This is a genomic window from Bradyrhizobium sp. Leaf396, from assembly GCF_001424605.1.
GTDB lineage: Bacteria > Pseudomonadota > Alphaproteobacteria > Rhizobiales > Xanthobacteraceae > Bradyrhizobium > Bradyrhizobium japonicum_C.
Window position 1 is genome coordinate 288,746 of sequence record NZ_LMQJ01000012.1, and the last position, 22,740, is coordinate 311,485.

General features: G+C 65.7%; 23 protein-coding genes. 13 read left to right on the forward strand and 10 right to left on the reverse strand.

The window, feature by feature from the left end; genetic code table 11:
• The first annotated feature begins 205 nt into the window (after positions 1 to 205).
• Complete coding sequence (locus ASG57_RS14420) at positions 206 to 379, forward strand: DUF1328 domain-containing protein (RefSeq protein ID WP_008556598.1); 174 nt, start codon at positions 206 to 208, stop codon at positions 377 to 379.
• A gap of 55 nt (positions 380 to 434) precedes the next feature.
• Here ASG57_RS14420 and ASG57_RS14425 read toward each other — a convergent pair whose 3' ends face one another.
• Complete coding sequence (locus ASG57_RS14425; protein ID WP_057196590.1) at positions 435 to 941, reverse strand: thioesterase family protein; 507 nt, start codon at positions 939 to 941, stop codon at positions 435 to 437.
• An 83-nt stretch (positions 942 to 1,024) separates the two neighbouring features.
• Between ASG57_RS14425 and ASG57_RS14430 the strand changes: the two genes are divergently transcribed.
• Together ASG57_RS14430 and ASG57_RS14435 are read left to right on the forward strand one after the other, a co-directional pair.
• Positions 1,025 to 2,449: an FAD-binding oxidoreductase gene (locus ASG57_RS14430; protein WP_024339582.1), complete on the forward strand. Its 1,425-nt coding sequence runs from the start codon at positions 1,025 to 1,027 to the stop codon at positions 2,447 to 2,449.
• Positions 2,450 to 2,500: 51 nt separating this feature from the next.
• Positions 2,501 to 2,866 carry a hypothetical protein gene (locus tag ASG57_RS14435; RefSeq protein WP_024339583.1) on the forward strand — a complete coding sequence of 122 codons (366 nt, stop codon included), beginning with the start codon at positions 2,501 to 2,503 and terminating at the stop codon, positions 2,864 to 2,866.
• Positions 2,867 to 2,899: 33 nt separating this feature from the next.
• On the opposite strand, the gene ASG57_RS14440 is transcribed toward ASG57_RS14435, so the two are convergent.
• Positions 2,900 to 4,381, reverse strand: coding sequence for a caspase family protein (locus ASG57_RS14440; protein WP_057196591.1), 1,482 nt, complete (start codon positions 4,379 to 4,381; stop codon positions 2,900 to 2,902).
• A gap of 154 nt (positions 4,382 to 4,535) precedes the next feature.
• Positions 4,536 to 5,702, reverse strand: a complete 1,167-nt coding sequence (locus ASG57_RS14445; RefSeq protein ID WP_024339585.1) for an ABC transporter substrate-binding protein — start codon at positions 5,700 to 5,702, stop codon at positions 4,536 to 4,538.
• A 288-nt stretch (positions 5,703 to 5,990) separates the two neighbouring features.
• Between ASG57_RS14445 and ASG57_RS14450 the strand changes: the two genes are divergently transcribed.
• The 6 genes from ASG57_RS14450 (at position 5,991) to ASG57_RS14475 (ending at position 13,572) form a co-directional block, all read left to right on the forward strand.
• Positions 5,991 to 8,420, forward strand: coding sequence for a bifunctional diguanylate cyclase/phosphodiesterase (locus ASG57_RS14450; RefSeq protein ID WP_057196592.1), 2,430 nt, complete (start codon positions 5,991 to 5,993; stop codon positions 8,418 to 8,420).
• Positions 8,421 to 8,582: 162 nt separating this feature from the next.
• Positions 8,583 to 9,881, forward strand: a complete 1,299-nt coding sequence (locus ASG57_RS14455) for an MFS transporter (protein WP_024339587.1) — start codon at positions 8,583 to 8,585, stop codon at positions 9,879 to 9,881.
• A 158-nt stretch (positions 9,882 to 10,039) separates the two neighbouring features.
• Positions 10,040 to 12,625, forward strand: a complete 2,586-nt coding sequence (locus ASG57_RS14460; RefSeq protein WP_057196678.1) for an EAL domain-containing protein — start codon at positions 10,040 to 10,042, stop codon at positions 12,623 to 12,625.
• 116 nt (positions 12,626 to 12,741) lie between these two features.
• Positions 12,742 to 13,086, forward strand: a complete 345-nt coding sequence (locus tag ASG57_RS14465; protein ID WP_057196593.1) for a hypothetical protein — start codon at positions 12,742 to 12,744, stop codon at positions 13,084 to 13,086.
• Positions 13,087 to 13,150: 64 nt separating this feature from the next.
• Positions 13,151 to 13,336 carry a hypothetical protein gene (locus tag ASG57_RS14470; RefSeq protein WP_024339590.1) on the forward strand — a complete coding sequence of 62 codons (186 nt, stop codon included), beginning with the start codon at positions 13,151 to 13,153 and terminating at the stop codon, positions 13,334 to 13,336.
• The gene (locus ASG57_RS14475) at positions 13,336 to 13,572 is read left to right on the forward strand and encodes a DUF6894 family protein (RefSeq protein ID WP_057196594.1); all 237 of its coding nucleotides are present in this window, start codon (positions 13,336 to 13,338) and stop codon (positions 13,570 to 13,572) included. The genes ASG57_RS14470 and ASG57_RS14475 overlap by 1 nt, the downstream gene beginning before the upstream one ends.
• A 34-nt stretch (positions 13,573 to 13,606) precedes the next feature.
• Here ASG57_RS14475 and ASG57_RS14480 read toward each other — a convergent pair whose 3' ends face one another.
• The 3 genes from ASG57_RS14480 to ASG57_RS14490 form a co-directional block, all read right to left on the reverse strand.
• The gene (locus tag ASG57_RS14480; RefSeq protein WP_024339592.1) at positions 13,607 to 13,819 is read right to left on the reverse strand and encodes a hypothetical protein; all 213 of its coding nucleotides are present in this window, start codon (positions 13,817 to 13,819) and stop codon (positions 13,607 to 13,609) included.
• Between the two features lie 59 nt (positions 13,820 to 13,878).
• A complete protein-coding gene (locus tag ASG57_RS14485; RefSeq protein ID WP_024339593.1) occupies positions 13,879 to 14,121 on the reverse strand; it encodes a hypothetical protein in 243 nt (80 codons plus the stop codon).
• Positions 14,122 to 14,219: 98 nt separating this feature from the next.
• Entirely contained in the window at positions 14,220 to 14,429 is a 210-nt protein-coding gene (locus tag ASG57_RS14490) for a cold-shock protein (protein ID WP_024339594.1), read from the reverse strand.
• A 442-nt stretch (positions 14,430 to 14,871) separates the two neighbouring features.
• Here ASG57_RS14490 and rpsU point away from each other — a divergent pair, with 442 nt between their 5' ends.
• Positions 14,872 to 15,147, forward strand: a complete 276-nt coding sequence (gene rpsU / locus ASG57_RS14495; protein ID WP_024339595.1) for a 30S ribosomal protein S21 — start codon at positions 14,872 to 14,874, stop codon at positions 15,145 to 15,147.
• 25 nt (positions 15,148 to 15,172) lie between these two features.
• Here rpsU and ASG57_RS14500 read toward each other — a convergent pair whose 3' ends face one another.
• The 3 genes from ASG57_RS14500 to ASG57_RS14510 all read right to left on the reverse strand — a co-directional run bounded on the left by ASG57_RS14500 (position 15,173) and on the right by ASG57_RS14510 (position 16,091).
• Entirely contained in the window at positions 15,173 to 15,451 is a 279-nt protein-coding gene (locus ASG57_RS14500) for a DUF1488 family protein (RefSeq protein ID WP_024339596.1), read from the reverse strand.
• Between the two features lie 84 nt (positions 15,452 to 15,535).
• Positions 15,536 to 15,832: a hypothetical protein gene (locus ASG57_RS14505; RefSeq protein WP_024339597.1), complete on the reverse strand. Its 297-nt coding sequence runs from the start codon at positions 15,830 to 15,832 to the stop codon at positions 15,536 to 15,538.
• On the reverse strand, positions 15,825 to 16,091 hold the full coding sequence (locus tag ASG57_RS14510; protein ID WP_024339598.1) for a hypothetical protein: 267 nt from the start codon (positions 16,089 to 16,091) through the stop codon (positions 15,825 to 15,827). Before ASG57_RS14510 ends, ASG57_RS14505 begins: the two co-directional genes overlap by 8 nt.
• Positions 16,092 to 16,461: 370 nt before the next feature.
• On the opposite strand from ASG57_RS14510, the gene ASG57_RS38690 reads away from it, so the two are divergent.
• A complete protein-coding gene (locus ASG57_RS38690; protein WP_057196595.1) occupies positions 16,462 to 16,788 on the forward strand; it encodes a hypothetical protein in 327 nt (108 codons plus the stop codon).
• Between the two features lie 66 nt (positions 16,789 to 16,854).
• On the opposite strand, the gene ASG57_RS14520 is transcribed toward ASG57_RS38690, so the two are convergent.
• On the reverse strand, positions 16,855 to 17,466 hold the full coding sequence (locus ASG57_RS14520) for a TetR/AcrR family transcriptional regulator (protein WP_024339599.1): 612 nt from the start codon (positions 17,464 to 17,466) through the stop codon (positions 16,855 to 16,857).
• A 131-nt stretch (positions 17,467 to 17,597) separates the two neighbouring features.
• On the opposite strand from ASG57_RS14520, the gene ASG57_RS14525 reads away from it, so the two are divergent.
• The gene (locus ASG57_RS14525) at positions 17,598 to 18,827 is read left to right on the forward strand and encodes a cytochrome P450 (protein ID WP_024339600.1); all 1,230 of its coding nucleotides are present in this window, start codon (positions 17,598 to 17,600) and stop codon (positions 18,825 to 18,827) included.
• A gap of 188 nt (positions 18,828 to 19,015) precedes the next feature.
• Positions 19,016 to 22,642, forward strand: coding sequence for an AsmA family protein (locus ASG57_RS14530; protein ID WP_057196596.1), 3,627 nt, complete (start codon positions 19,016 to 19,018; stop codon positions 22,640 to 22,642).
• Positions 22,643 to 22,740 lie beyond the last annotated feature (98 nt).

Consider the following 22,740-nt stretch of genomic DNA (forward strand, 5'->3'; position numbering starts at 1 on the left):
AGGGAGCCTTCTTAACAGGGATCGGTGGCTATATGGGGTGCCGAAACCGGGTTTTCCACGTGCGGGACAAGCCGATTTGTTCCCGCGAAGGACGCGAATTTCGCGCCTGGATGGGGCGGAACAATCGTTCCCGCCTTGAGATTGTCTGGGCATGTGGCGCGGCAAGCCGCGTCGACGCAGACAACATCAGGACGAGGGATTGACCATGCTAGGCTGGGTTGTGACGTTTCTGGTTATTGCACTGATCGCCGGCATCCTTGGCTTCGGCGGCATCGCCGGCGCTTCGATCGAGATCGCCAAGATCATCTTCTTCATCGCCGTGGTGCTGTTCCTGGTCTCGGCCGTGGTCGGCTTGGCGCGCGGCCGCAACAGGATATAGCAGCGATGGTCACCTCTCCCGCAGGGAGAGGTCAACCGCAGGCAGCACGACGCTGTCACCGCTTCGAGGGCATCGCCACGTTCCGGCCGATGCCCTCCGGTCGCGCCACGGCGCTGTGGGCCTTGGTGACCACAGCGATACGCTCGCGGATATCGGGCGGAAACGGCGCGACGCGCCGCGCGCTCATGTCCATGTGCAGTGACATGTTCTCCGAGGTCGCCGACAGCCAGCCTTCGCTCGCGTGCCGCATCTCCTCGAACGTGTGCAGCCGCTTGTCGTCCGCTTCCAGCAGCCAGACGAAGATCTGCACGGGATCGCCGAGATGGATCTCGCGCAAGTACCGCACGTGGCATTCGGCGGTGAAGGTCGAGCCGCCGCGCTCCTTCATGTAGCCGGGCCCGATCCCGAGCTCGAGCCAGAGCTGGTCGATCGCGCGGTCGAACATCACGTTGTAATAGGCCATGTTGAGGTGGCCATTATAGTCGATCCAATGCGGCTCGATTTGCATGATCGAGGCGCGGAACGGTCCGGCTTTGGGCGCTGAGGCGGCGGTGTCCGGCATGTTTCCTTCCAGCTATGCGTCCGGTCGCTTGACTTGACCGGTTTTATGTCCTTTGCCACGGTTCTTCTGTCGGGAGGAATTCCGTGGGCACCACCATCACCAATAATCCGCCGCGGCCGGAGCCGAAAGCCCTTGCGAGCGCGCTGGAGCAGCTTGCCGCACGCTTCGGCAACCGCCTCATCACCTCGCAGGCCGTGCGCGAGCAGCACGGCCATACCACAACATGGCTACCCAACCAGCCGCCGGATGGCGTGGTGATGGCGCAGGAGACAGCCGACATCCAGGACGTGGTGCGGATTTGTGCCAGAAACCGCGTGCCCGTCATCGCCTTCGGCACCGGCACCTCGCTCGAAGGCCAGGTCAACGCGCCGGCCGGCGGCATCTCGATCGACTTGCGCGACATGAACAAGGTGCTCGCGGTGCATGCCGAGGACCTCGACTGCGTGATCCAGCCCGGCGTCACCCGCAAGGCGCTCAACGAGCATCTGCGCGACCAGGGCCTGTTCTTCCCGATTGATCCCGGCGCGGATGCCTCGCTCGGCGGCATGGCCTCGACCCGAGCCTCCGGCACCAACGCGGTACGTTACGGCACCATGCGCGACAGCGTGCTGGCGCTGAAGGTGGTGCGCGGCGACGGCGAGATCATCACCACCGGCACGCGCGCCAAGAAGTCATCCGCCGGCTACGACCTGACGCATCTGTTCGTCGGCGCCGAGGGCACGCTCGGCATCATCTCCGAGCTGACCATCCGCCTGCGCGGCATTCCCGAGACCATCGCCGCCGGCGCGGTGTCGTTCGGGACCGTGCACGGTGCCTGCCAGGCCGTTATCCTTGCGATCCAGACCGGCATTCCCGTGGCGCGCATCGAACTGCTCAACGCCGCGCAGGTGAAGGCCTGCAACGCCTATTCGAAGCTGACGCTGCCGGAGACGCCGCTCCTGCTGATGGAATTCCACGGCAGCGAAATCGAGGTCGCCGAGCAGTCCAAGGCCTTCGGCGAGATCGCCAAGGAGTGTGGCGGCGGCGATTTCTCCTGGACCACCAAGCCGGAGGACCGTACCAAGCTATGGCAGGCGCGGCACGACGCCTATTGGTCCGTGAAGGCGTTGCGGCCCGGCGACAGCATCGGCGTGGTCGCGACCGACGTCTGCGTGCCGATCTCGCGGCTCGCCGATTGCGTCGGCGAGACCGAGGAGGATCTCAAGCGCCTCAATCTGCTGTCGCCGATCGTCGGCCATGTCGGCGACGGCAATTTCCACTGCTCGCTGGTCTGCGACATCAACGACCCCGACGAGATGGCGCGTGGCGAGGAGTTCATGCATCGCCTGGTCGAGCGTGCACAGTCCATGGACGGCACCTGCACCGGCGAGCACGGCATCGGCCAGGGCAAGCAGAAATATCTCAAGGCCGAGCTCGGCCCCGAGGCGATCGAAGCGATGCGGGCGCTGAAGAAGGCGCTCGATCCGCTCAACATTCTGAACCCCGGCAAGATCGTCCCGGAAGCATAGCGCACAGCGCAAACCCCGCTTATGCTCGCTCCGACATTGACGGAGCGGGCAATGCGCTGGTTGGCGCGCAAGATGCGACAGGACATCTGGGACGAGGCGATCGAAGGGCCGCTCGGCGACATCGAAGCCGCCGCGCGCATTCGCGCCATCTGCGATTCCGCTTCAGCGATTGCGGCACAGGCCGGCGAGCGCCAGCGCTATGAACGCGCCGCCCGGGTCGCCATGGAAGTCGCGATGAAGATGTCCGACGATCTGATGCGCGATGACGCCGTGCGCCGGATCGTCAATCTCTGCATGAAGGCCGATGATCTCAAGACCGCGCAGATCCTGTCTCGCGCGATCCAGGCCGGCTGGATCCGGGAAGCAGTCCAGCGGGACCACCCGACGCTGTCGCAGGAAGCACCGGCTCGGGCCTGAGCGCGAGCCGGTGCGATATTGTGGCGGGTCGGATCAGTATCTGCGGTAGTCGCCGCGTGCCGGGCCGCCATGGCCACCAACATAGCCACCGCCGTAGCCACCGCGGCTCATGCCGATTCCGATCCCGATGCCGACACCCACGGCTGCGGGTGGGGGGGGCGGCGGGGCACGCTCGTAGACGACCACTTCGTCGGGCGGGGGCGGCCGGCGCGGCTTCGGCGGCGTCTCGACCACCTTGCGCTTTGGCGGGGTATCGTCGACGCGCTTCTTGAGGGTGGGCGGAACACTCGGATTGACAGGCGTCGCCGGCGTCGAGCACGGGCAGGTCGGTGCCGTCGCGACGGCGACCGGGGTCGCCGCCGCAGCGGTAGGCACGCCATAATTGCGGTTCTGGACGCGGAGCAGCAGCCGGCGCGCAGTTGCCGCGAGGTCGCTATTGTCCCAGTTCGCAAGATAGGCCTCGAACGAGGCGCGCGTGTTGATCGCCGTTGCACGCTCCCACGCCAGCATCTGGCGCCGTCGCTCCAGCACGGTGCGCAGGCGCGGCGTGCGGGTGTCCTGCGCGTAGAGTTCGATGTAGGCCTGATACGCCTCGACGGTGTCCTCGGTGATCACGAGCTCATAGGCGGTCATGGCTGGCTTGCCGCGCAATTCCTTGCGCCAGTCCTCGAGGCTGCGCGTGCCGCCGGCGAGCGCCATCGCGGATGCGCCGGGAAGGGCGGGCGTGTTGCCGCTGCTCTCGCCGAAGAACCTGAAGTCGGTGGTCAGCGACGAGCTTTCCCAGGGAATCTGCCGGCCGTCGGTCGATTGCGCCACGGCGACGCGGATGCGCTTGAACATCTCCTCGATCGGCAGATTGGGCTGTTTCGCGATCGTCAGCACAGCCGCGGTGTAAGGGCTGTCGATGCCGTTGCCGTCCTCGGCTTCGGCGCCGGGCGAGGTCGAATAGGAGATGAAGGAGCCGGGGGCGCCGGCCTTGGTGTCGACGATCGCAAGCCCGTGGCCGGCGCCGCGGAGCGCGGGGAACGGATTGTTGCGGCAGGCATCCAGCATGAAGATGCGCGCCCGCGTCGGCAGAGCGCCGAGCGTGTTGAGCATGTCGTTCAGCCGCACGCCCTGCAGCGGAATGTCGGCCTCGCGCTTGGGATCGAGATCCACGGGAACGAGATAGTTCTCGCCGTCGATCTGCAGGCCGTGGCCGGCATAGAACACCAAGGCGACCGTATCGGGGCCGCTGGCACTGACCTTGCCGGCGAAGTCCGAGATCGCCGCCCGCATCTCGTTCTGCGCCAGATTGGCGGCGGTCGTGACGGTAAAGCCGGCGTTGCCGAGCAGCTCCGTCATGCCCTTGGCGTCGTTGGCGGCGTTGGGCAGCTCCGGCACCGTCCGATAGGCGGATTGGCCGATCACCAGCGCGAGCCGCGCTTCGGCCGCGGCATCGGCCGGAATCATCAATTGCGTGAGCGCGAGAAGACCGGAAGCAAGCAGAAAGTTGGATAACGTAGGGCGGCGCATGGTGTCACCTCCATCGGCAATGCGCGCGATGATGTCACTTTTTCTAGGTCGGCGCCATGAGGCAGTCTGTGCGCTGGATCACGCTCATAGCCGCGACAAACGGTCAGGTGGTGTTTCGACACGTCGAGGCGACAGGCGGCGACCGTGAACGGCCCTACAGCCGATCCACCGCCCTGAACGTCCCGTCCTTCTGAATCACCGTCAAGTACACCTTCGGCGGCGCATCGATCATGCGAATGCCCACGGTGACGGTGCTGCCGCTGATGTCGAAGCGCCCGACATCGTTGATGGCGCGCAGCAGGCTTGCGCGCGTCGGTTGCGGTCCGGCCTTCTCCAACGCCGCGGCCACGAGACGGCCGGAGAGATAGCCTTCCAGGGACACGAAGTCCGGTGTCAGCGTCGGATCGAACGCCCGCTGCGCCGCCTGGTAGTCGGCGACCAGCTTGAGCGAACGGTCCCAGGGAGACGGCACGACCTGCGAGACGATGACGCCTTCGCCCTCAGGGCCGAGCTCCGTCGCGAGCGCATTGGCGCCGACGAAGGAGATGTTGACGAAGGTCGGATAGAAGCCGCTGCGGTGTGCGAGCTTGATGAAATCCGCGCAGGGCCCGTAGGTCCCGACCATCACGATGGCCTCCGGTTCGGCACGCTTGATCATCCGCCAGGCCCCGCTGACCGCGCGGGTGTTGCGTTCGAAAGTGCCTTCGGCGGCGAGCTCGAGGCCGCGCTTCGCGAGCGCGCGCTTCACGCCGAGGAGACCGTCGCGGCCGAAGGAATCGTCCTGGTAGAAGATGCCGATGCGGGTGAAATGGCGATCCTCGGTGAGGTGCTTGATCCATGCCTCCGCCTCCGCGCCATAGCTCGCGCGGATGTTGACGACGTTGGGAAGCTCGAGGTCGCGCAGGAACTCGGCGCCGCTGAAGGGGCCGATGAACGGAATGTTCCTCGCACTTGTGATCGGTATCGTCGCCATCGCTGTCGGCGTGCCCACCGCGCCGATCAGCGCGAACACCTTGTCGTCCTCGATCAGGCGCAGCGTCTGCGCCACAGAACGATCAGGGTCGTAGCCGTCGTCGCGGCTGATGAGCTGGAGCTTGCGGCCGTGGACGCCACCCTTGGCGTTGACTTCGGTGAACGCTGCGACGATGCCTTGCCGCATGCGCTGTCCGAGCGCCGAGGAGGGACCCTCGAGCGCAGCGGCCTGTCCGAACAGGATCGCATCCTCGCTGACGCCGGCCTCGTCGCCGCTGGCGGCCAACGTGGTCGCGGCCAGGAACACGACTGTCAGGACGACGGATCTCGCGGATCGGAATCGATGCATCGTATGGTTTTGCCGAATGTGAGGTACATGCCTGCCGCAACATATTCCTGCGAGCCTGAATCGCTCACTAAGCGCCGCTCTGTCGGAGGTCCGTACTACTCCGGGCTAAACCGGCAATTTGTTTCCACTCTGGCGGGTTGTCTGCACACTTCATTAACTAATTCGTGCACCGCGGAACGGCCGGGTTCCGACATTGTGCATTTTCTTAACCGCGGTCTTGTTCCGATAGCGGGGCCGGCACCTCAACCAGAGGTTCGGTTCGTCGAGAGAGGGGACGGCGGTTTCAACATGGGCGATCGCGATCAGAATGATCAGGATCGGAGACGTTCGAGCGGATGGTGGCGCGCCGCGCCGCTGCTCGGGCTCTATCGCCCCGCGCTCGTTGCGATCGGCGTCGGCCTGCTATTCTCGGTTGCCGGTGCTGCCGCCGTGGCGCGATGGGAGGATCGCGTCAACAGGATCGAGTTCGGCAACGCGGCCGAGACCCAAGCGATCGTCATGCAGAACGGCATGAACGAGTACATCTCGAGGCTTCTCGCACTGCGCACGCTGTTCGAATCGACCAGTGACGAAGTCACTCGCAGCGAGTTCGAGACCTTCAGCGCGCGCCTGTTCGAGCGCCATCCCGGCATGCTGCGCATTGCCTGGTTGCCGCGCGTCAGCCGCAAGGAGCGCGCAGATTACGAGGCTGCAGCGATCAGGGAAGGCGTGTCCGGCTATCGCATCAGATCGCTCCAGGGCGAGAGTTTCGCCACCGCGCCGCAGAGCGACGAATATTTTCCGGTGTTCTACTCGACGCAGCCGAAGACCTCCCCGGTCTACGGCATGGACTACACGACCGTTCCCGAACGGCGGGCCGTGCTGGAGCGTGCGCGCGACAACGATCGCGTCGCCGGCATGCGCACGCGCCTGTTCGTGCCGCGGGAGGGGAGCCGGCTGCCCGACGTCCTCGTCGCGATTCCAGTCTACGCCAAGGGTACGTCGCGCGATGAGATCGCGGACCGGCGCCGCAATCTCGCCGGCTTCGTCGTCGGCATCTTCGACCTGCCTTTGCTGATCCAGTCCATTCGCACGACCACCGGAGCGAGCTCTGCCGTCAGCATGAACGTTTATCCGCCCTTCACGCCCCAGATCGTGAGCCTGGAGCAAACGCTGCCGGATTATTCGTCGGACGCCACGGCGCCCCAGTCGATGCCGGACGTCGCGCGGATCCGCCACTGGTCGGGCACTCTCCGTATCGGCGATAGCGAGTGGCAGGTGCGGGCGGTTCCAAGCGCCGGCGGTCCGCTGGCGACCAGTTACGATCGCGCCGTTGCCGTCCTCATCGTCGGCATGCTGCTGACGCTGTCGCTGTCGACCTATCTGATGCTCGCGAGCCGCAATTCGCGACGGCTGTCGCTTGCCAACCGGCGCGTGCTCGAGCTTGCCCAGACCGACATCCTCACCGGGCTGCCGAACCGCGCTTTTTTCCTCGCCCGGCTAGAGGAGATCAACATGCAGCTGAGCGTGAGGGGCCTGCCCTTCTCGATCCTGATGCTCGACCTCGACCGCTTCAAGAACGTCAACGACTCCCTCGGCCACGCAGCCGGTGATGCGCTGCTGCGCCAGGTCGGGCAGCGGCTGAAATCCGCCCTGCGTCCCAAAGACGTGCTGGCGCGGCTCGGCGGCGACGAATTCGCCATCATTCAGGAAACGGGCGAGGATCAGCGCACCTGCTCGACCGAGCTGGCGGCCCGGATCGCCAGGCTCGTGAGCGAGCCGTTCCTGCTGCCCGGGCATCGCGTCGAGATCGGCACCAGTATCGGCATCGCGATCGCGCCGGATCACGGCAGCGACCAGGAGCAGCTCCTGAAGAAGGCAGACCTCGCGCTCTATCGTTCGAAATCGGCGGGCCGCAACTGCTTCACCATCTACGACGAGGCGATGTCGGCCGAGCTGGAGGCTCGCAACACGCTGGAGGGGGATCTGCGCGACGCCATCGCGCAGTGCCAGCTTGAGGTGCATTACCAGCCGTTCGTCGACGCGCTCAGCGGCGCCCGGCGCGGCTTCGAGGCGCTGGTGCGCTGGCGGCACCCGATGCGCGGACTGATTCCGCCGGACCAGTTCATCGCGCTCGCGGAGGAGACCGGGTTGATCGTGCCGCTCGGCGAGTTCGTGCTGCGGCGCGCCTGCGAAGATGCCGCCGGATGGCCCTCCGATCTCAGGGGCGCCGTCAACCTGTCACCGATCCAGTTCAAGGAGGCCGAGCTGTTCGGGATGATCTGTGCGGCGCTCGCCGATTCCGGCCTGCCGCCGCAGCGGCTTGAGATCGAGATCACTGAATCGGTGTTGCTGGAGCGCGGCGCCGAGAACCATGCCTTCATGGAGCGGCTGAAGGGCATCGGCATCGAACTCGCGCTCGACGATTTCGGCACCGGCTATTCGTCCCTCAGCTATCTCACCGCGTTCCCGTTCGCCAAGATCAAGATCGACAAGTCGTTCATCCGCAATCTGACGCAGCAACCGCGCAGCTCCGCGATCATCTCCGCGATCGTGACGCTGGCGCGCGGGCTCGGCATGTCCGTCACCGCCGAGGGCGTGGAGACCCGCGAGGAATTCGAGCGGCTGAAGGCGCTCGGCGTCAATTTCGCGCAAGGCTATCTGTTCGGCCGACCGCAGCCCATCGAGCGGATCGCGATCGACGCGCCGGTCAAACGCTCACGCCTCGACGCCGCCTGAGCACGCTGTCCAAACGGCAACGTATGAGTTGACCCCGGTACGCTGAAGCGTCCGCAGCGTCATGTCCGGTATTCCTCCGTGAAGACCTCACACGCGGAATTCGCTTGACCCGGACGGCCCCGGATGTTCGGTAGAACCGTCTAGGGGTGAAACAATCTGATCATGCGGCTTCCGTTCTTCTACGGCTGGGTCGTGGTGGCCGTGACCTTCGTTACCATGGCCATCGGCGTCAACGCGCGCACGGCCTTTTCGCTGTTCTTTCCGCCCATCATCTCCGAGTTCGGCTGGGAGCGCGGTGTCACCGCGGGCGCCTTCTCGTTCGGCTTCGTGGTCTCGGGCGTGGTCAGTCCGCTGATCGGCCGCCTGATGGATCGCGCCGGTCCGCGCGCGGTGATGGAGCTCGGTGTCGTGTTGATGGGCGGCGGGCTGCTGCTGGCTCCGCTGACGAGCGCGCCTTGGCATCTCTACGTCACCATCGGCGTCATGGTCGGGGCCGGCTCGGTTTGTCTGGGCTATTCCGGCCAGTCGCTGTTTCTGCCGAACTGGTTCATCCGCAAGCGCGGCTTCGCGATCGGGATCGCTTTCGCCGGCGTCGGCATCGGCTCGGTGACGCTGCTGCCATGGGTTCAGCACATGATCGAGCAGACCGGTTGGCGTACCGCCTGCACCGCGATGGGCCTGCTCATTCTGGTCGTGCTGGCGCCGATCAATTTGCTGCTGCACAAGCGGCCGGAGGACATCGGTCTTTCGCCGGATGGCGATGCCGCTCCGGCGGCGGGCGCGGCCCAGCCGATCTCCAATATCGTCGATCCCGCCTGGGTCGGCACCGATTGGACGCTCAAGCGGGCCGTCGCGACCGCGCGGTTCTGGTGGATTGCTCTGGGCTATTTCTGTGGTCTCTACATCTGGTACGCAGTGCAGGTGCACCAGACTAAATTCCTGCTCGACATCGGCTTCAGCCCGGGCGTTGCGGTGTGGGCACTTGGCATTGTCAGCCTGCTCGGCATTCCCGGCCAGATCCTGCTCGGCCACGTCTCGGACCGCATCGGACGCGAATGGGTCTGGGCGACCAGCTGCGCAGGTTTCGTCATCTGCTTCGCAGCGCTGATCGCGCTGAAGTACCTGCCAGCACTCTGGCTCGTTTACGTCATGGTGTTCGTGCAGGGCGCGCTCGGCTACGGCCTCACCTCGATCATGGGCGCCGTGGTGTTCGAGATATTCCAGGGCAAGCATCAGGGCAGCATCTTCGGCACGATCATGCTGGCGGCGCTGGCCGGCGGTGCGGCCGGACCGTGGGTGACCGGCCTCCTCCATGATCGCGCCGGCGATTACACGCTCGCCTTCGGTATCGCCATCGCCATGAGCGGACTGTCGGCATTCGCGATCTGGCAGGCCGCACCGCGCAAGGTGCGCGCCGTCGCCGGCCGGCTGCACAAGCTCCGCGGCGGTGTCGGGACTTAGGTTCTCGAACGCTGCATTACCGTTCTTCTTTTTGGGAGAACGTTAAGCATGCCGCCTCTTGCCGGGACCGCCACGGCATCGCAAAAACGTCTTGGACACCATCGGAGCGCTAGCGTCGGGAGAATGCCATTTATTCCCGATGCCTTCTGGGTCCGATGATGACTGCCTCAGATTGTCTTGTGACCGAAGCGCCGGACGTGCTGCGGGCGGCGCTCGAACGCGCCGACGACGGCATCGTCATCATCGACGGCGCGCGCCGCATCACGCATTTCAACGCAGCCGCAGAGCGAATCTGGAAGCTCGCGCGCGCTGAGGCGCTCGGTCTCGGCGCCGCAATTCTCGATCTCAGATGCCTGCAGGCGGATGCGGTCGCGGAGTTGCGCGACGAGATCAGCCTCACCCGGCGCGACGGCAGCAGGATCCGGGTGGCCATTTCGGTTTCCTGCATCGACAGCGGCACAGGGGTTCATCACGTCGTGTTCGCGCGCGACGTCACCGCCGAGGTCGAACGGCGCGCGCGGATTGCGCTGCTCGACGCCGTCTCGGACCAGACCAACCGCGCCGTGCTCGTCACCGACCCGGAGCTGGGCATCCGCTACACCAATGCGGCGTTCACATCGTTGTTCGGCTACTCCGCCGCGGAGGCGGAAGGCCGGCGAGTGACCGATCTTCTGGCTGGTCCCCACACCGACCGGAAGGCCATGATGACGATCGGAAGGCGTCTCATCAAGGGCGGTCCAGGCGGCGAAGCCGATATCCTCACCTATGCCAGGGACGGCGAGGAAATCTGGGTCTCTGCCCGGATCGATGCCTTCCGCGACGGGAAGGGCCGGGTCAAGCACATCTTCGCGCTGCTCCAAGACATCACAGAAACCAAGCAGCTGCGCTCACTTCAGCAGCTCATCATGACCGCGCTCGCGGACGAGGTGCCGATCGGCGAGATCGCCGACCGGCTGTGCCGCCGCGTCGAGGAGATCGCGCCCGACGTCGTCTGCTCGCTGCTTCACATCGATGCCGCCGGCCTGATCCATCCCCTCGGCGGTCCCAGCCTGCCTGAGGATTATTCCCGCGCGCTGGACGGCCTCGCCATCGGTCCCAATGTGGGCTCTTGTGGCACCGCCGCCTTCTATGGCGAGCCGGTGCTGGCGACCGATCTCGACACTGATCCGCGCTGGCAGCCTTTCAAGGCGATGCCGCTCGGGGTCGGCCTGCGCGCCTGCTGGTCGACTCCGGTCAAGGCCAAGGACGGCCGCGTCATTGCGACCTTTGCCTTCTACTATCGGGAGTCACGTGCCCCGAGCAATTGGCACCGGCGCATTGTCGAGGCTTGCGTCAATCTCGGCGCCTTCGCGATCGAGCGCAAGGAAGCCCGCGCCGAGATCGCGCGGCTGGCCTATCATGACATCCTCACCGGGTTGCCGAACCGCGCTCAGCTGCGGCACCTGATCACCACGGCCATTGATGCCTGTCCGACCGGCGGCCATGTCGCACTGGCCTTCCTCGACGTCGATCACTTCAAGGACGTCAACGACACGCTCGGCCACGCCGCCGGCGATGAGCTGTTGGTGCAGCTCGCGCAGCGCCTGCGCGAGCATATCGACCCCGGCGACATGCTGGGGCGGCTCGGCGGCGACGAGTTCGTCATTCTGCTGCCGCAACGCAACGCCGCGAGCGCCGAGCGCGTCGCTGCCGAAATCACCCGAGCGCTGGCCCGGCCGCTGCGTCTCGGATCGAAGCTGATGCCGATGTCGGCCAGTATCGGCATCAGCCTCTACCCCGATCACGCCACCGATATCGACACGCTGATGCAACAGGCCGACGCTGCCATGTACATGGCCAAACAGGCCGGCCGCTCGACCCATCGCATCTTCAATGCCGAGATGAACGGGCTGGCCGAGCAGCGGTTGGCGCTGATCGCGGCGCTGCGCCGCGCCACTGCGGAGGGCGCGCTGAGCCTCAGCTACCAGCCGCAGATCCGCAGTTGCGACGGCGCCATCCACGGCGTCGAGGCACTGGCGCGCTGGCGTGATGCCGTGCTCGGCGACGTCTCCCCCGCAAAATTCATCGCGCTCGCGGAGGAATGCGGGCTGATCGAGCAGATCGGCATGTGGTCGGTGCGCGAAGCCTGTCGGCAGATGGCGAGCTGGCGTCGCGCCGGCCTCAACATTCCCTGTGTCTCGGTGAACCTGTCGCCGATCAATTTCCGCAACGTCACGCTGGCTGCGCGGCTCAAGGACATCCTCGCCGAATACGATCTGCCGCCGGACGCGCTGGTGCTGGAGATCACCGAAGGCGCGTTCATGCAGGACGGCGCCGCAGCGCTGGAGACGATGAACGCGATCCGCGAGCTCGGCGTCGGCCTCTCGGTCGACGACTTCGGCACCGGCTATTCCAGCCTGAGCCGGCTCGCGCATCTGCCGATCCGCGAACTCAAGATCGACCGCAGCTTCATGCGCGACATCGAGACGGATGCGGGCGCGCTTGCGATCGCCACCGCCGTGGTCCGCGTCGGGCAGGGCCTCGGCATGACCGTGGTCGCCGAGGGCGTCGAGACCGAGGGACAGCGCAAGACGCTGGCCGAGCTCGGCTGCGACATCGTCCAGGGCTTCCTCTATGCACCGGCGCTGCCTCCGGTCGCCTTCGAACGTTGGCTGATCGAGCACTGCGCGGAGCAGGCGAGGACGATGCTGGGACGGCTCGATGTCGCGGCAGTCGGACACGAGGCGGTGAAGCGGACGGCGTAGCTGCCTTTGGGCGATATTCCCCGCAGATTGGAACGCATCGGTATCCGGCGATTTGGTCTTCGACTTCCGCCGGAGGGGCACCGCGCCATGCCCTGTTTGCAATTTGCGTGGGCTCGATGAAAAGACCGGAAAGCAGCGCCACCGTCCGCGCGGCAGGCTTTCGACCTTCGCAAGCGCAGCTTAGGGCCATCACGGCCTGGGTGGCTCGTCAGAACGACAAGCCCGGCCTGTCGGAGGCAATAAGCCGCCTGGTGGAGCTGGGGCTGGCGTTCCACGCCGAGCCGGATCGCCAGAAGCAGCGCGCCCGCAAAATGGCCGCCGATGCGATCGACGGCATGGGAGACACGACCACGACGGTGGAGGGTAGGGCGGTCCGCAAGCGGGATCTGCTCGATGGACCCAAGGAGTTCGGCCGGGTACGAATTGATCGGTCGAAGCGCAACAAGCGGGTCCGGGAATAGGCCGAGCTCGAAGAAGCCGCCGACATCGGGGACTTCGAATCACCAAAGACATGGAGAACAAGCAATGAAACGGCATTCCCAATCGCGTGCAGCGATCGAGGCGAACAATGTCTTCAGGCAGGCCGCAGCGAAGCCCGCCACCGATTACGAAAAGGCGGAACAGGCTTTCCAGGCAAATCGAGAGCGCTTGAAGGCCGAACGGCTGGCGCGTGAGGCTGAACGACGAGGCCAGTCCGAAAGGACGAGCTAGTGTCGCAATTCTACTTCGATATCTGGGATGGTGAAGCGCTCGCCGTAGACGAGGAAGGTCTCGATCTTGCCAGCCGGCGGGCCGCAGAGATCGAGGCGGCGCTGTCCCTTGCCGACATCGCCAAACAGCTCGAGCCGTTCGCCAGCAGCGATGGCGTTGCCATCAATGTTCGGGATGCTGGTGGTCCCGTCTTGAGCGCGACGTTCGTCCGCGAGAGAGTTCGGTTGGTCAATTGAGATCGATCAAGGTGCTCACACTTGCGTGCTCCGGCTAGAGCATCGAAAGCACGACAATCCCGTCTTCGAGCTCGCCTGAGGCCATTCGCGCCCGCGCCATGCGCTCGAACTCCGTTCGGTGCTTCTGCAGATAGCTGAAGGCCTGCTTCTGTGTGTTGAACGTCGTGGCAAGCCGGCACATCTGGCGATTTGCGCCGGAGGCGAGAAAGAAGGTGATGGTTCCGTGGTCTGGCTTGAGTCTAGGCACGATCTGCTCTCCGGCATGTGATCGGCATTTCAGATCTTCGCCGGCGACGCTGAAGGCGACTATCGCGCCGGCTTCCTCAAGCGCTTCTTGGGCGTCGGCGGCGGCAACGCCAGCCGAAGAGCTTCATCGGCCGATTCCTTCGCCTGGCGCGCCTCGCGAAGCCGCGCCATGTTCTTGCGAACCTCGATGCCTTGCCTCTCGACGTCAGCCAACGCCCGCGCGCCTTCTTCAGCGGCCAGGCGCTTGCGATCGGAACGCGCGATGCTTGTGGGTGACGGCTCTGCCGATTTCTTGGTGCTCATCGTTCACTCGGCTCCGCAAACGACTAAACCCGCTCAATCCCTAGAATTGAGCGGGCGGAGCGGCCGTTTCAGTACATCCGTGAAACGGCGCCACGATCTCAAGCCAGCGAGAGGTTCTCGGCGCTGGATTTGCCGCGCATCTTGTCGGTCTTGATCTCGAAAGTGACCTGTTGGCCCTCTCCGAGCCCGGCAAGCCCAGCCCTTTCAACGGCGCTGATGTGAACGAACACATCGTTGCCGCCGTCGTTTGGCTGGATGAAACCGAAGCCCTTTTGGCCATTGAACCACTTGACTGTACCAGTCGTCATTTTCTTCTCCAAAGCGCGCAAGCGCATCCCGCGTGACAATCACGCGTTTATCTTCAACTTCGTCGATGTCTTTGGAAAAGGAGCCCGCGGGCGCATTCAACAAGGCACAGCGGCTAATCGAACGAAGCTCAATATATATGAGTTTCGCGGATTTGCAAGGAGCGAAGCCGGTTTGTTTACGGCAGGGCAGGTTCGTCTGCTCCGATCAAGGCGCTTTGCGTGCCTCCATCGACCTGCCACCCGGACGTTATCGATTGACAGCGATGCACGACGGTGGTCACGTCCATGCTACCAAGCTGCTCCCCGCAACAGGCAGATCGGCTCATCGGAAGCCGCGACGAATGTCGCCGCTACTATCCCCAAGAATCGAGAATGAAGCTCCTGCGCAATTGGCTGCCCTGCAGGACGTGTCGCTTTCGCAGCCCGCGCGCCAGGAGGATCAATGCACGTACTCGTCAGAGACAACAATGTTGAGCAGGCACTTCGCGTTCTCAAGAAGAAGATGCAGCGCGAGGGCGTCTTCCGGGAAATGAAGCAGCGCCGGTCCTACGAAAAGCCGTCCGAGCGCAAGACCCGCGAGAAATCCGAGGCCATTCGCCGTGCCCGCAAGCTCGCCCGAAAGCAGGCGATCAGGGAAGGGTTGCTGCCTGCACCGCCGAAGAAGAAGCCTTTCGAGCGCAAGCCGCCCTTGCCGGAGATCAAATCAAAGTCGGAGTAGAAGCCGTCTTCGTCTCCTTATGGAGTTATGGCTTGAAATCGATGCCTCGAAGCACGATGCCCGGCGGCGTGCCTTCGAACTCCGTGGCGCGATACTTGTTCGCAGCGCATGCTTCGATGCGAGCCCGCAGACGGGTGAATTGGGCTTCCCGCTGTTCGGGCTTGACCTGGGGGCCTCGCTCGAGATTGTCCATCGCGGACGTCGAGATCGCGCAAGGGATCTCCCGTGCGCCGTCATGCATCGAGAACCGGACGATCATCCGGTCGTATTCGTGGCCAATAAAGCGGCCGCTCGTCAGCGTCATGGCTCACTCCGTTGCGTAAGTGCCTCTTCGCTTCCCGGCCCGCATTCAGAATGCGCATAGAGAATGCGAGCGACGTCGCTCGGCTCAGCCCTCGCCGGCCAGCCGGGCGAAATCGTCGAACAGCGCCGACACAAGCGCGCGGTGGCGCGTGTCCTCGGCGGGCAGGCTCGCAGCATAGAGGTTGAGCAGATGGCGCGCCTTCACCGCAGCCTCCGGCCATGACGCCGCGGGCACCGTCATCATGCGGTGTTCGAGATCGGCCTCGCGCTCGCGCAGCTCTCTGACATGGGCCTCGACCTCGGCCAGCGCGCGGCGCAGGTCGGTTGCCTTTTGCGCGGCCATGCCACGGTGCCTATCGAGATCGACCGGCTGATCACTCATGGGTCATGCTCGCGTCTGCAGCTTGCGCATTCGCAAGATCGACAGAGCCGATCGACAGTCGCTCCATCGCACCGCGCGCACCCTCGGCGGGCACGGTGATCATCGTGGCAATCCGGCGATAGGCGGCGAAGGTCAAGCCGTCGATTGTCTCCTCGTCCGTGACGACCTCATAGGCGCCCGCCGGCAAGATGCGCTCGATGCCGCGGATCTGAAACGGATGTCTGAAGATCACGGTCTCTCGCCGCGAGCGGATGGTCATGCACGCCTGCCTTTCGCAAGTGAAGCCCCAACCGGTGCCGGCTGCCTGCGAGCACGCGCCTTTGGCACGGCAATAGCCAGCACTATCGTCTCCGCACCGGCGCGGTAATGTCACGGCGCGGCGGCAGCCCGCGACCCATTTAACGCTCGCTATTGGTTCGGCCCGGGCGTAGGGTCGTCGGCATCACCGCGCTTCTCAACGGCATCGACCGGTGACTGAGGGTCACGTGTGCTCCCGCCGAAGGCTTCGCAGGAGCATTCGATGTCGCGTGTACGCATCTCGGAATGGATCGTGCCGCCGGTGATCGTTCCGCTGTTTCTTCTGCTTCTCGTCTGCGCCGCTGCGGTCTTCAATGGCTAGGACGATACGCGTGCCGTATCTGGTGAGCGGAACCAACGAATACGGCAGCTCCAATCTCGGCCGTGGAACTGCGACCGTCGCGCTACGTCTCGCGGAAAAACTGCTGCGCGAGGGCTACATGGACGTCAGGGTCTGCACCCCGCGTGGCCGTGTCCTGCAGCCGAATGAATTCGACGAACTCAAACCAGCAAGGGAGAGCGACATGGCAAAGGGCCAGCAACGCGGCAACCGCGAAGCCAAGAAGCCGAAGAAGGACAAGGCCAAGGTCATCGCTGCGGCACCGTCCCGCAAGGAAGCCGCCTGGCAGCCGGATTTCGGACCTGCAAAGAAGAAGTAGCAGCCGGCCGGCCGCATCTGAGGATTTTCACGGCCTTGCCGGTGGGATCGCCGGAAAGCTTGCCGTCTAGTCCGAGGCCAATCCCGTCCTGCGCCTGAGATCCGTGATGGCGCGCAGGAAACTGTCGGCCGGGGTCGTTTCCGGGTCGATCAGCCGGTGCAGGCGAAATCCGTCTTCCAGCGCGAGCACGATCGAGGCCATCCAGGGCGGGTTTACCGAGCTGTTCCTGCCATTGCTCTTCAATGTCGCCTCAATGATGTCGGCGACCAGCTTGCGCCGCGCCCGCAGGCGTTTTGCCAGTTCGGGCCGGCGCTTCTCGGCGCGCGCGACGAACAGGATCATCTCCATGTGGAGGAGGGGCGAGCGGCCGAGCGGATCCTGCCGGCTCCGGTCCATCGTCTTCAGCGCCGCGATGAAATCGTCGAGATTGTCGTGCTGGGCGAGGATGTCCATGTTGCGCCGGATCGATTGCTCGACATGGTCCTCCAGCATGGCGATGATCAATTCGTCCTTGCTGCCAAAATTCGAATAGAACGCGCCCCGGGTGAAGCCCGCCGCCGCCGCGATCGCCTCGATGCTGGCGCCGCCGATGCCGTCCGCCTCGAACACGCGGGCGGCCGCCTCGAACAGTTTGTCGCGCGTGTCGTCCCTGGTCGGTCTCGTCCTCACCCTTGACATCGCGCAAGGCTAGGGCAGAATGCAACTCGATACAAGAATGTATCGAGTTGATAATTTTCAGGGATGGTTACGCCGGGCGCATGGGGCAGCCTTGCGTCTTCGTGTCATGCGGCAACCGATCTGAGGTCACCATGAACGAGCAAGTGCAACCGGCCGGCGGACCGCTGTTCAACCCGCTCTCGCCGGATTTCATCCGCGATCCCTACCCGCATTACGACCGGCTGCGCACGCTCGATCCGATCCACGTGACGCCGTTCGGCCAGTTCGTCGCCAGCCGCCATGCCGAGGTCAGTCTCGTGCTGCGCGACAAGCGCTTCGGCAAGGATTTCGTCGATCGCACCACGCGCCGCTACGGCCCCGAGATCATGAAGGAGCCGGTGTTTCGCAGCATGAGCTACTGGATGCTGCAAGCCGATCCGCCGGACCATACCCGCCTGCGCGGCCTCGTGGTCAAGGCCTTCACCGCCCGCCGCGTCGAGGACATGCGGCCGCGGATCCAGCAGATCGTCGACCAGACCATCGACGCCGTGATCGACCGCGGCCATATGGACCTGATCGAGGATTTCGCCTTCCGCCTGCCCGTCACCATCATCTGCGACATGCTCGGCATTCCCGAGGAGCATCGCGAGACCTTCTACAAGAGCTCGCGCGACGGCGGGCGGCTGCTTGATCCCGTGCCCTTGTCTCCGGAGGAGATCAGCCAAGGCAACGCCGGCAACCTGATGGCGCAGATGTATTTCCAGCAGCTGTTCGAGCTGCGCCGCAAGAATCCCGGTGACGACCTCATCACCCAGCTCGTGCAGGCCGAGGAGGACGGCAACAAGCTCACTAACGAGGAGCTGACCGCCAACATCATCCTGTTGTTCGGCGCAGGCCACGAGACCACGGTCAACCTGATCGGCAACGGGCTGCTCGCGCTTCACCGCAATCCGGATCAGCTTGCGCTGCTCAAGGCGCGGCCGGACTTGATGGAGGGCGCGATCGAGGAATTCCTGCGCTACGATTCCTCGGTCCAGATGACCGGTCGCGTCGCGCTGGAGGATTTCGACGACCTCGGCGGCGTGAGGATACCCAAGGGCGAGACCGTGCTCTGCCTGCTCGGCTCGGCCAACCGCGACCCCGCGGTCTATCCTGACCGGCCCGACCGGCTGGACGTCACCCGCCAGAACGTGAGGCCGCTCTCGTTCGGCGGCGGCATCCATTTCTGCCTGGGCGCCCAATTGGCGCGCATCGAGGCCGAAATCGCCATCGCCACGCTGCTGCGGCGGCTGCCGGATCTGCGCATCGACGATGTCGAAAACCCGGAATGGCGGCCGACCTTCGTGCTGCGCGGCCTGAAGCGGCTGCCCGCGAGCTGGTAGGCGCTGGCCGGTAGGAGCCGACATCGCGGGCGCAGCGCCTCACCATGAGGGTCGTCCCGTTAACCGCCGCGCGCAACAGTCGCTGTGACTTCGCCACACTTCCCTCTATATAAGGGCTGTTCCGGCACGCCTGAAGTCCGCTGCGGCCAGGGTTTGGTCCGGATGCCGGTTTGGCCGAGGGGAGACCCGTGCAGACGACGCTGCTCGGATTGGCGATTGCCTTCATCATTGCGCTGCTGGCCGCGCTGATCGGGCCTTACTACATCGACTGGAACCAGTTCAGGCCCCAGTTCGAGGCGGAGGCTGCCAAGATCATCGGCGTGCCGGTGCGGGTCGCGGGCGAACTCGACGCACGGCTGTTGCCGGCGCCGACCCTGCGGCTGCGCGGCGTCACCTTCGGCGGCAACAACGATCTCGGGCGCCTGCGCGCCGACAAGCTTGACGTCGAGTTCAGCCTGGGCTCGCTGATGCGCGGGGAATGGCGCGCCACCGAGCTTTCGGTGGGCGGCATGGCGGTCGATCTCGGCTTGGACGCGCGCGGGCGGGTCGACTTGCCTTCCACCGCGAGCGGCACCTTCAATCTGGCCTCGCTCGCCATCGAGCGGCTCCATCTCACCGGCCGCATCGCCCTGCACGATGCCGCCAGTCGCTCGACGCTGGAATTGAACGACATCGCCTTCTCCGGCGACGTGCGCTCGCTCGCGGGCTCGGTGCGGGGCGACGGCAGCTTCAGCGCCGATGGGGTGCGCTACCCGTTTCGCATCTCCTCCGGTCCCAGCGCCGACGGCAAGGCCACGCGTCTGCATCTCAACATCGATCCCGGCGAGCGTGCCATTCTCGCCGACCTCGAAGGGGTGCTCGCCTTCGACAACCGGCAGCCGAAATTCGACGGCGCGCTGACGCTCGCCGTGCCGGAGACCAAGAAGCCCGGCGAGGCGGGGCCGACGCCCTGGAAGCTCGCGACCAGGCTCAAAGCCGATCCGGCCGGCGCCAAATTCGACCAGATCGATGCGAGCTTCGGCACCGAGGACGCGGCGCTGAAATTTGGGGGCGTCGGCGATCTCAGGTTCGGCGCCTCGCCGCTGCTGCGAACGGTGCTGTCGGCGCGGCAGGTCGATGCCGACAAGCTGACCGGCAGGACCGATGCCGATCCGCAGCGCGTCATGCCGGCGCTGCGCGCAGGGCTGGCGGCGATCCCGCAGGCGCCGATCCCGGCTCAGATCGAGTTCAATGCCGACCAGATCATGCTTGGCGGCCGTCCGCTTCAGAACATCGCGGCCGAGCTTGCGACCGACGGACGATCCTGGACCTTCCGGCGGCTCGAACTGCGCGCGCCCGGGATGACGCAGCTCTCGCTCAATGGCGCAGCTCCCGGCGCCGACAGCTTCAGCGGCCGGCTCAGCGTGGAGTCCTCAGACCCCGACGCGCTGGTGGCCTGGCTCCAGGGCCGCAGCGAAATCAATCGCCGCAGCAGCCGGCCGCTGCGGCTCGCGGGCGACGTCACGATCGCCGCCAATCATCTCGCCATCGACAGGCTGAAGGCCGATATCGACGGCGGCGCCGTGGAGGGACGTATCGTCTTCGTGCAGACCGGCGCGAGCCGGGGCTCGCGGATCGATGCGGACCTGAAGGCCGACCGTCTCGACCTCGATGCCGCCGCAAGCTTCGTGCGCGCGCTGGCGGGGCCGCAAGGCGAGTGGCCGGAAGAGGCGAAGCTCTCGCTCGATATCGGCCGCGCGATCTCCGCCGGTCAGGAGCTGCGGCCGTTCGCAGCCAAGCTCGCTTACAGCCCCGCATCGCTGACGCTGGAGCAGTTGCGCTTCGGCCAGGCCAGCGGCGTGACCACGGAGGCGAGCGGCAGCTTCGACCGCACCAAGGTCACCGGCAAGCTCGCGCTGAAATCCTCGGCCAGTTCGCTGCGCGAGCTGACCGCGCTGACCGAGCCGTTTGCGCCGGCGCTGCGCGCGCGCATCGATGCCCTCCCGTCATCGTCAGGCGCGACCCGTCTCAAGCTCGATCTCAGCCTCGACAACAGCGCCGAGCATGCGGACCGCAGCAATGTCCGCGCCGTGCTCGATCTCGACGCACCTCAGCTCAAGGCCAGTGCGACGCTGACCGCACAGACGCAGGCGGCCGCCATTGGCGGCGTCGACCTCGACCGCCTGCGGAGCAGCGACTTCACGCTGGACTCGAAAGTGTCGGCGCCGCAGGCCGGTGCGCTGCTGGCGCTGCTCGGGCTCGATCGCATGGTGGCGGCAGGCGAGGGCGCCGGGCAGATCGAGGGCCGGCTGAGCGGCGCCTGGCGCCGTCCGGTGCAGTTGAACGCAAAGTTCAGCGGCGGCGGGCTGGACGCCGATGCGCAAGGCAGCGTCGATCTGTCGGAACCGAAAGGCAGCGTGAACCTGCGCCTGCGCAACGTCAATCTGGCGCCGCTGCTCGGCATTAGCCCGGGCGACAGATCGGTGCAGAATGTCAGCCTGTCCTCTCGTCTCACGCTCTCGGCAAACCGTCTGACGCTCGATGATCTCGACGGCACCGCAGCGGGCTCGCATTTGCGCGGCCGTGTTTCAGTGACGCTCGATCAGGACAGGACCCTCGAGGGCGAGATTGGCCTCGATTCGCTCGATCTTGCGCCTGCGTTCGCAATCGCCATCGGCGCGGCCGGACATGACTCCAGCGAGCCGCTCAGTGCCGGGCTCGTCAGCAACTGGCGCGGTCGCATCGCCTTCCAGGCGTTGCGCGCGACCTTGCCGGGTGGCATCGAGCTGCGCCCTTTCGGCGGCACGGTCCGCAGCGACGGCCAGTCGCTCGCGCTGGATGCGCTCAAGGGCAGCGTCGGTGGCGGCGAGATGTCCGCAAGCTTCGACGCGCGCAATGGCGCGGCTGGTCTTGCGCTGAACGCACGCATCGAGCTCGGCAATGTTGACGCGGCGGCGCTGCGCTATCGCGACCTCGGGCTGCCGAAGGGACGCGCTTCGGTGCAGATGGCGCTGACCAGCCAGGGCCGCAGCGTCGCGGCGCTTGCCGGCGCGCTCGCCGGCAACGGCACGGTGACGCTCGAGTCCGCCGAGATCGCGGGCCTCAATCCCCGTGCCTTCGAGATCGCGATCCGCGCCAGCGACGGCGGTCAGGTCAGCGACGACAACCGATTGCGGCAGCTCGTCGAGCCCGTGCTGTCGGCAGGTCGCATCGCGGTACCCTCGGCGCAGATTCCGTTCACCATCCGCGACGGCCGCCTGCGCGTCGGCGCAACGCCGCTCGAAGCCAAGAACGCCCGGGCCATCATTTCCGGCGGCTACGACATTCCCGCCGACCAGGCCGACATCCGCGCCAGCCTGACGCCGATCATGACCGGGCTTTCCGGCGCGCCGCCGGAGATTCAGCTGTTCGCGGCTGGGCCGCCCGACAGGTTGAGCCGCACCATCGACGTCACGCCGCTGTCGTCATGGCTTGCCGTCCGCACCATCGATCGCGAGACGCGACGGCTAGATGCCATCGAGCGCGGCGAGCCGCCGCCCGCCACCGCGGCGCTGCCGACGCTGGTCTCTCCGGAAATTGCGCCAGAGCAGCCGCCCGCCAGCGTGCCGCTCCCGGGCCAGGATCCGCGCCGGGCGCCGGCCAAGCCCAGGACTGAACCCAAGGCCGCACCGACGCCGAAAGCGCCGCAGGCGGCCCCCGCCGCGCCGAGCCCGCCGCTCGCGAGCCAGCATGTTGCGCCGCTGCCGCCGCCGATCGACGTGAAGCCAGCCCCGGGGCCGGCGCCCGCAAAGCCCAGGCCGAAGCCGCCGCTGGTGCTGACGCCGCAGAATCCGTAAGCCCGTTGGTTTGCGCGAATTGAGCTGCGGACTCGCTCACCTCTCCCGTCCTCCCGCAAACGGGCGAGGGAGCGCACCTCCCGCGCGGCACCTTTTCA